Annotated in this window: 6 protein-coding genes, 1 tRNA gene and 1 pseudogene; 5 read left to right on the top strand and 3 right to left on the bottom strand. The window is 36.8% G+C overall.

Features of this window, described 5'->3' with window-relative positions; all coding sequences use genetic code 11:
* Positions 1 to 1,433 (bottom strand): hypothetical protein (locus P9B04_RS11010; protein ID WP_342055032.1); only part of this gene is annotated, 1,433 nt, incomplete at its 3' end.
* A gap of 815 nt (positions 1,434 to 2,248) precedes the next feature.
* Between P9B04_RS11010 and obgE the strand changes: the two genes are divergently transcribed.
* Both obgE and P9B04_RS11000 read left to right on the top strand, forming a co-directional pair.
* Positions 2,249 to 3,277, top strand: a complete 1,029-nt coding sequence (gene obgE, locus P9B04_RS11005; protein ID WP_342055031.1) for a GTPase ObgE — start codon at positions 2,249 to 2,251, stop codon at positions 3,275 to 3,277.
* 497 nt (positions 3,278 to 3,774) lie between these two features.
* Complete coding sequence (locus P9B04_RS11000; protein ID WP_287139183.1) at positions 3,775 to 4,398, top strand: 4Fe-4S single cluster domain-containing protein; 624 nt, start codon at positions 3,775 to 3,777, stop codon at positions 4,396 to 4,398.
* Positions 4,399 to 4,542: 144 nt separating this feature from the next.
* Here P9B04_RS11000 and P9B04_RS10995 read toward each other — a convergent pair whose 3' ends face one another.
* The gene (locus tag P9B04_RS10995; RefSeq protein ID WP_342055033.1) at positions 4,543 to 5,970 is read right to left on the bottom strand and encodes an NADP-dependent isocitrate dehydrogenase; all 1,428 of its coding nucleotides are present in this window, start codon (positions 5,968 to 5,970) and stop codon (positions 4,543 to 4,545) included.
* Between the two features lie 140 nt (positions 5,971 to 6,110).
* Between P9B04_RS10995 and P9B04_RS10990 the strand changes: the two genes are divergently transcribed.
* A tRNA-Val gene (locus P9B04_RS10990) sits at positions 6,111 to 6,184 on the top strand.
* Positions 6,185 to 6,642: 458 nt separating this feature from the next.
* On the opposite strand, the gene P9B04_RS10985 is transcribed toward P9B04_RS10990, so the two are convergent.
* Positions 6,643 to 6,837 carry a hypothetical protein gene (locus tag P9B04_RS10985; RefSeq protein ID WP_342055030.1) on the bottom strand — a complete coding sequence of 65 codons (195 nt, stop codon included), beginning with the start codon at positions 6,835 to 6,837 and terminating at the stop codon, positions 6,643 to 6,645.
* Between the two features lie 68 nt (positions 6,838 to 6,905).
* On the opposite strand from P9B04_RS10985, the gene P9B04_RS10980 reads away from it, so the two are divergent.
* Both P9B04_RS10980 and P9B04_RS10975 read left to right on the top strand, forming a co-directional pair.
* Positions 6,906 to 7,361: a MerR family transcriptional regulator gene (locus P9B04_RS10980; protein WP_342055029.1), complete on the top strand. Its 456-nt coding sequence runs from the start codon at positions 6,906 to 6,908 to the stop codon at positions 7,359 to 7,361.
* Positions 7,345 to 7,539, top strand: a pseudogene (locus P9B04_RS10975) (hypothetical protein); the annotation flags it as partial. The gene P9B04_RS10980 and the pseudogene P9B04_RS10975, both read left to right, overlap by 17 nt.

Raw genomic sequence — 7,539 nt, 5'->3', positions numbered from 1 at the left:
CTTTGTCCCCTAACTTTCGGCGAGTCCCCCCAGACTTTTTGAGAAGCTTCGTTTTTCTCTGTATTATCAATCTCATTGACAATATAAGAAGCGACAACAATATCTTTAAACCAGAAAGTATCTTGAGCAAAGTCTTTAATTTTTTTAGATATTTGACTTGCTCTAAAACTCGGATTATCTAGTGTATATCCTACTGCTGTTTTGACAGAAAATAGAGGCTTATTGGCATCTTTAAACCAATCGACGATATTTTTTAACCAATCCGCATATAGAAAATTAGGTATAGATTCATCTTCATATGTGAACCAATCCAAATCTAGAAGATTAAAAGGATAAAAAGCAGAAAATTTAACGGGATATCCTTCTTGTTGTAGACTTTTATGAGCTTTAATACCTCGAATTATTTTAGATAGGTATTTTCTAGCTAAAGTTGATGTATCTTGTTCTCGTTCAAATATTGCATCGTTTTGATTAACTTCAATAATATTTTTTTCCTCTTCATTAAGAAATTTAGAATCAGAAATAATTTTTATTATCTTAGTCTTTTGATTGCCATCGCTTCTATTTTGTGAGTTTACATTATCGTCTGATTCTTCAAAAATACCTAAACCCTCAATATCTATTTTACCTTCTAATATTTGTTGAATTTTTTTAGTAGCTTTTTCTGCTCTTTCTTTAGGAGAATATCCATTATTCCACGCCCTTATATAGAATAGTGGAGTATCTTCAACAAGCACCGCTTGATTATTTAATTCGTCGTTATTACTTAATTTGTCGTTATATATTTGCTCTTGCTCATCTTCTTGCCGTGGTTCATTGCCTTTATATTCTTGGTTTAAAGTATAATTATCTCTATATTTGTTAATAGAATCTTCTATTTTCTCTTTAATAGATCCCTCAATTTTTGATTTATCAGCAGGCCATTCTTTCTCCACTTTATTTTTTCCATTTTCATCACAAGGTACACCTATTCTCATTACTTCAACATCATAAGGTTCATCAAAATATATGTTCTTTAGTTTATAAGTAATTGGAAAAACACAATAGTCGTTCGCCTTTTTTTCCAACATACCTCCTAGTTTTAATTCGTCGATTTCTAAGCCCATTCTGGCAAAAATATTTAATTCTGTTGAGAATGTCTTAGCATCTTTTTCGATTAATTTTCCTCTTTTTCTCCAGTAGTTAGAGTCATCTTTATTCGGTAAATCGTCATGAAGAGGTACTTTAACACAGAGTATTGTTTCCTTATTAAGGGTAACTTTTTCATATTCATGGTTGCATTTGGAAGTACCATTGGGCAATTCGCTCGAAAATGGTCGAATTTTTAGGTCTCCTTCGAGACCAACAGATGTATTTCCCTTGGGAGATTCTATCGAAAATGGTCGAATTTTTAGGTCTCCTTCGAGACCAACAGATGTATTTTTATTTGGCAATTCGATGGAAATTTTTGGCTCATCTTGGGAGCTAACAAATTGTGGGAATAATAGTGTAAACGATAAAGAAATGATTATAAGGAAACAGAAATTTTTTTTGATTTTTTTGAAAGTTCTCTGAAAAAACATATGTAAATAATATATTCTAGATACTTCTAACTCATTGTTATCATAGGCGGCGTGAAATATTCCAAATTTTCAACTTTAATAAAGATTAATTAGAGCCTTGTTATTTACTGGCCAGATATTGCAAATAATTTACTTCTGTAAAGCAATGTTAATGGTCGATTGAGATGTTTTTTGTGCTATAATATAGGGGAGGAAAAAAATTGTTTCAATCCCTCAATGGAGTAAGAAAATGACTAAAAAAAACAAAAGTATTACAAATAAATTGTACAAGTTTCTCTCTCTATTTTTTTGCCTGTTGTTAACAACATCAGTGTTTTTAGATATTTCTCTAGATGCTACAGCCCATCCCGGATATACTGATGAAAATGGATTTCACTATCAAAATGGCCGCCGTCACTGTCACTAAGTATCTGTCATAGAAGAGGGATTATCATATTGTCACATTATTCAGACAATATTATTGCGCTAGTATGCTGTTCTCAAACTTTTCACTCACACACTTTACTTAGTCCACAATCACCAGTTGTTTTTTGCGTTGGGTTATGAGTTTTCCACTAAATCGTGTTGAACGCAGATATAATGTCTTAGCAACAATTTGGTCTAGTTAAGCATAACTTGATTCTCAACCGAACTTAATCAGACCAAATCATTCAAACCACATAATTAGAAATCGCCTAAAATTATTAATGCAGTTTATCGATCGCGCGGAAATTGAAGTAGAAGCAGGTAAGGGAGGAGATGGTATAGTAGCCTTCCGACGGGAAAAATATGTCCCGGCAGGGGGTCCAGCAGGTGGAAACGGAGGTAAAGGAGGATCGGTTATCCTAAAAGCAGAGACAAACCTGCAAACCCTGTTAGACTTCCGTTATGCTCGTCGTTTCAAAGCAGATGATGGTAAACGAGGGGGTCCCAATAATTGTACGGGAGCAATGGGTAAAGATACAGTAATTGAGGTTCCTTGTGGTACAGTGATCTATGACCTAGAAACGGAGGAAATATTAGGAGACTTAGTTGAACAAGGACAAACCCTTTGCGTTGCTGAGGGAGGAAAAGGAGGGTTAGGGAATAAACACTTTTTAAGTAATCAAAATAGGGCCCCAGAATACGCCTTACCGGGTTTGGAAGGGGAACTGCGACAATTGAGATTAGAATTAAAATTGCTGGCAGAAGTCGGTATTATTGGCTTACCTAACGCTGGAAAATCTACTTTAATCGCTTCTTTATCCGCTGCACGTCCTAAGATTGCTGACTATCCCTTTACAACTTTGGTTCCTAACTTGGGGGTTGTAAGGAAACCCACAGGAGACGGGACGGTTTTTGCAGACATTCCTGGGTTGATTGCAGGGGCCCACGAAGGTGTAGGGTTAGGCCACGAATTTTTGCGCCATATCGAACGGACTCGTATATTATTACATTTAGTAGATGTTACCTCGGATAATCCTATCCAAGATTATGAGGTAATTCAACAAGAATTAAACGCTTATGGAAGAGGATTAAGCGATCGCCCTCAAATCATTGTTTTAAATAAAATTGATGCTTGCGATACGGAGATTTTAGAGTTCATCGCAGAAGAGTTACAACCCTCAAGTCAGCACCCTATTTTTGCTATTTCTGCTGTGACTAAAACAGGGGTAGACCAACTCTTGCAAACTATTTGGCATCGCTTGGAACAAACAACCCCTAACGCTGAAAATAGCTCTCTCCCCTTAATTTAGCAGAAAAAGAGCCATCCCTTTAACACTGATGTAACACACATATCGCCCCATGAAGAGCTAGTTATTGTAGAGTAACAAATCTACTAAAAAGGTTCCAGCTAGGATTAAGAATAAAGAAATAAGTTCCATGGGGTTGCTCCTACTCAAACTAAACGAAAGACATTTATTATTTTGGTGATCACGTGGGTGATCCCACTGATACACTTCATCATACAAAACTTGCCTTTTACTTACTTCCCCCAGGTAGCTCACCCATTCGGGTTAGAAAGTTAGGCTAATCTTAATAGCAGTTTTCATTTGCATGGATTACGAACTTTCTCGCTTTGAGGCAAAAATTAAATTTTAGGTTGTTTTATTTAATTCCAAATAGCTTTTAATAAAAATATTACTATATCTTTATTACTACTCACCTACAAAATTGAAAAAAATGTAATAATTCCTGGCTGATTCTTATTTCAAAATTAGAATAGAAAAAACTGCATAACCACTTGATGATAATGAAAGTCAAACAACATCCGTATTCAGAACAAACACAAATTCCCTCTGGACACCTGAATATCATGGGTTATGTAGACCAATCAAAAGTAAACGGTCCTGGATGTCGTGCTGTGATTTGGGTTCAGGGATGCTCAAGAGAATGTCCTGGATGTTTTAATATGGAGTCTTGGTCATTTGATATTAATCAATTAAATTCAGTGGATGAATTAGTTGAAAAAATAACTAGTAATCCTCTCAATGAAGGAGTTACTTTTTCCGGGGGAGAACCTTTTTGGCAAGCTCAAGAATTAGCTAATTTAGCGCGCAAAATTAAAGCCAAAGGACTAAATGTAATGTCATTTAGTGGATTTACTTTAGAACAATTACAATCTCAATCTGCTCCCACTGGGTCAATGGATTTATTAGCTGAACTTGATATTTTAGTTGATGGAGCTTATCTGGAATCTTATGCGGTAAATTCCCCAACTTCTCATGTTTCTTCTAGTAATCAACGAGTTCATGTCTTTAATCTCGCCCTAAAAGATCGTATAAATTGGGCAAGCGATCAAACAGAAATACATATTCTTAAAGATGGCACCCGTCTTATTACTGGGTATTTAGGCACAGCAATTTTTTCTGATTAGGTAAAGAATATTTTTGTGTTATGTTAGTACCGCAAAAATATGGTAAATACTAGGAATTTACTGAATAGCTGCAAGATGTGAGTTAAACCTTTTTATATTTTGGTAGGGAGTAAGTAAATAATTAGTCCCTACCATTGTGCAGAATTAATCATTAAAATGATCAATAATTGCTTGAGAAAACTCCGAACATTTTAGGGGTGGATCAACTTTAGGTTCCATCAAACGGGCAAGATCGTAAGTTACTTGACGATTTGCGATCGCTGCTCCAATTCCTTTTTTTATCAAGTCTGCAGCTTCTTGCCAGCCCATATATTCTAACATCATCACCCCAGAAAGAATAACCGAACCAGGATTAATTCTATCGAGTCCTGCGTGTTTAGGTGCGGTGCCATGAGTTGCTTCAAAAATAGCGCAAGTATCCCCAATATTTGCCCCCGGTCCCATACCTAAACCCCCCACAACAGCAGCAGCCGCATCGGACAAATAATCCCCATTTAGGTTCATGGTTGCAAGGATAGAATATTCATCAGGACGGGTTTGAATTTGCTGGAAAATACTATCAGCAATGCGATCATTTACCATAATTTTCTCTTTCCATTTACCATCCCCATGACTGTCCCAAATAGCGTCGAGAACTCCCTTAACTTCCTGACAAATTTCTTCTTTTTTTTCAGGTGTTAAACCATCATAACCAGGTTCAACTTTTCTCGCATTATCTTCAATAGAAATGTCTGCTTTTTCTTCCTTATTACTCAAAATCCATGATTCTCTTTCCGTCACACAAACCTCTCTAAATTCCGAGGTTGCTAACTCATATCCCCAATCTCTAAAGGCTCCTTCAGTGTATTTCATAATGTTGCCCTTATGCACCAAAGTAACCATTTGCTTTGCTTTGGGTAATTTTAAACTGTGTTCTATGGCACGACGAACCAACCTTTGAGAACCCGTTTTACTGATAGGTTTAACCCCAATTCCTGAGTCTAAACGAATCTGTTTTTTACCGTGTTCTGGGGTTGCAGGTATCAGTTCATTGTTCAAATAATTGATTAATTTTTGAGCAATTTCTACTCCTTCTTTCCACTCAATTCCTAAATAAATGTCCTCCGTATTTTCTCGGTAAACGATGACATCTAGTTTTTCCGGGGACTTATGGGGGGAGGGAGTCCCTGGATAATAGCGACAAGGACGCACACAAGCGTATAATTCAAAGATTTGTCGTAAAGCTACGTTAAGAGAGCGAATACCGCCACCTACAGGGGTTGTGAGGGGTCCTTTGATGGCGATACCATACTCTCTAATGGCAGTCAAAGTATCTTCTGGTAAATATTGATAGGTTCCGTATTGATCGCAAGCTTCATCCCCTGCATAGACTTTAAACCAGTTGATTTTTTTGCTGTCTCCGTAGGCAGTTTTCACCGCCGCATCGATAACTTTCTCAGTTGCTGGCCAAATATCGATTCCTGTTCCGTCCCCACGAATGAAGGGAATAATGGGGTCATTGGGAACAACGGGTTTACCCTCTTTAAAGGTAATTTTAGAACCCGTGTTGGGGGGGGTCAGTTTCTCGTACATATAATAATCACTAATCAAGGGTTGTTTTTTTATTAAACTCCCCAAACAGGTCAACTCCCCCATCTCTTAATGAAATCTATCTAAGTTAGTTTAGTTATTTGCTTTTTTGGTAAATACTGTGTTATGGTTAACAGTTATGCGGACGTATAGCTCAGTTGGTTAGAGTACATCGTTGACATCGATGGGGTCACTGGTTCGAGTCCAGTTACGTCCATGTTTTGTAAAGTTTGTAATTTTTTTAAATTGTGATGTACAGTAACTAATTATTTGTCATCGGTAACATATTATTGTCGCTTTAACAGATTATTTGTCATCAATAACATATTATATGTCGTGTGCCTATTACTGAACCTAATCCTAGACGATTATAAATACTTTCAATCCATCTCATTAACCAAAATAGATTGTGACGACAGAAGTACAAAAACCTTATGCATTAAGCGTTTTGTCAACTATCTGCGCTGGACAAGACTCAAAAGTTCATTTCAACCACAGGCCTTTAAAAAATTGATCATCGCTTTTTAAGACTGTTAACCAGCGTCTTTTTCCGTCAAGTTTTTGCTGTAGTCGTTGTTGAACTTTGAGCCAAGAGTTGAAGATATATTCGACTAACCTGATGCCAGAGGGATAAAACCGTGCAGGTTGTCCTAAAAAACGGGTATCTTTCTTTAATTAATCACCTAATTGTTTGATAACGGCTGTTTTTAGTCTTCCTTGTTGTCTCAATTGTTCAAAGTCGGGATGTTGTGCCACTTTTTGCAGTAATTCATTCATAAATGGTGTGTTTAACTCAGCCATTAGTTGCCATAGGGTGCTACGGATGGGTTCTTTAGCTACGAGACGACATTGAATGGTGATTTGACTCATCTCATTTAAACAAAAACGTTTAATACAAACATAATTGTATTATAGCAAGTCTTTGTAAAATAGAGGTCATGGGAGAAAATTTCTTTACTTCTAAGGATGCTGCTAAAATTACAGGGTGTACTCTGCGCCAATTACAGTATTGGCGAGAAAAAGGGGTTATTGTGCCGATGGTGAGTGCAACGGGAACGGGGAGAAGTGTTTATTATTCTCGTTCTGAGTTGGTAGAGTTGTCTGTAATGGTGTATTTGCTGTCGGTGGGGTTAACTTTTGACTCTGCTTCTGGGGTATTACAGCAGTTACGGGCAATTGAACCGAATTTTGCTAAAGAGAAAAGTCAACGGCGTTTAATGTTAGTTTTTGATCCTTCTGAGGGAATACTGAGGTTAAAGGATTTTGAGCGAGAGTGTGCGATCGCTTTTCTAGATCAAGGTTTCCCTGTTATTCCTCTGTGGTTGGATAGGATTTATCAACAAATCACTAATAAACTGGAGGAGACTATTCCTATTAATGGATACCCTAAATAAAATGTTACCAGCGCAAGAAACAGAAACAGGTTGTTATTACATTGGGAAAACTGAAGAAATCTTAAATAAACCTTTTTTCTCTAAATTTAAGGGTCAAGTTCAGCTACTTTTCACTTCTCCACCGCTGGTTCTAACGGTTTCAGTTGAAGCGTGGTTGTGGTACAATTTACTTCAAAGA

Source organism: Crocosphaera sp. Alani8, from assembly GCF_038442745.1.
In the GTDB taxonomy this organism is placed as follows: Bacteria; Cyanobacteriota; Cyanobacteriia; order Cyanobacteriales; family Microcystaceae; genus Crocosphaera.
The sequence above is the reverse complement of the archived record's forward strand: the minus strand, read 5'-3'. Positions and strand labels throughout refer to the sequence as shown.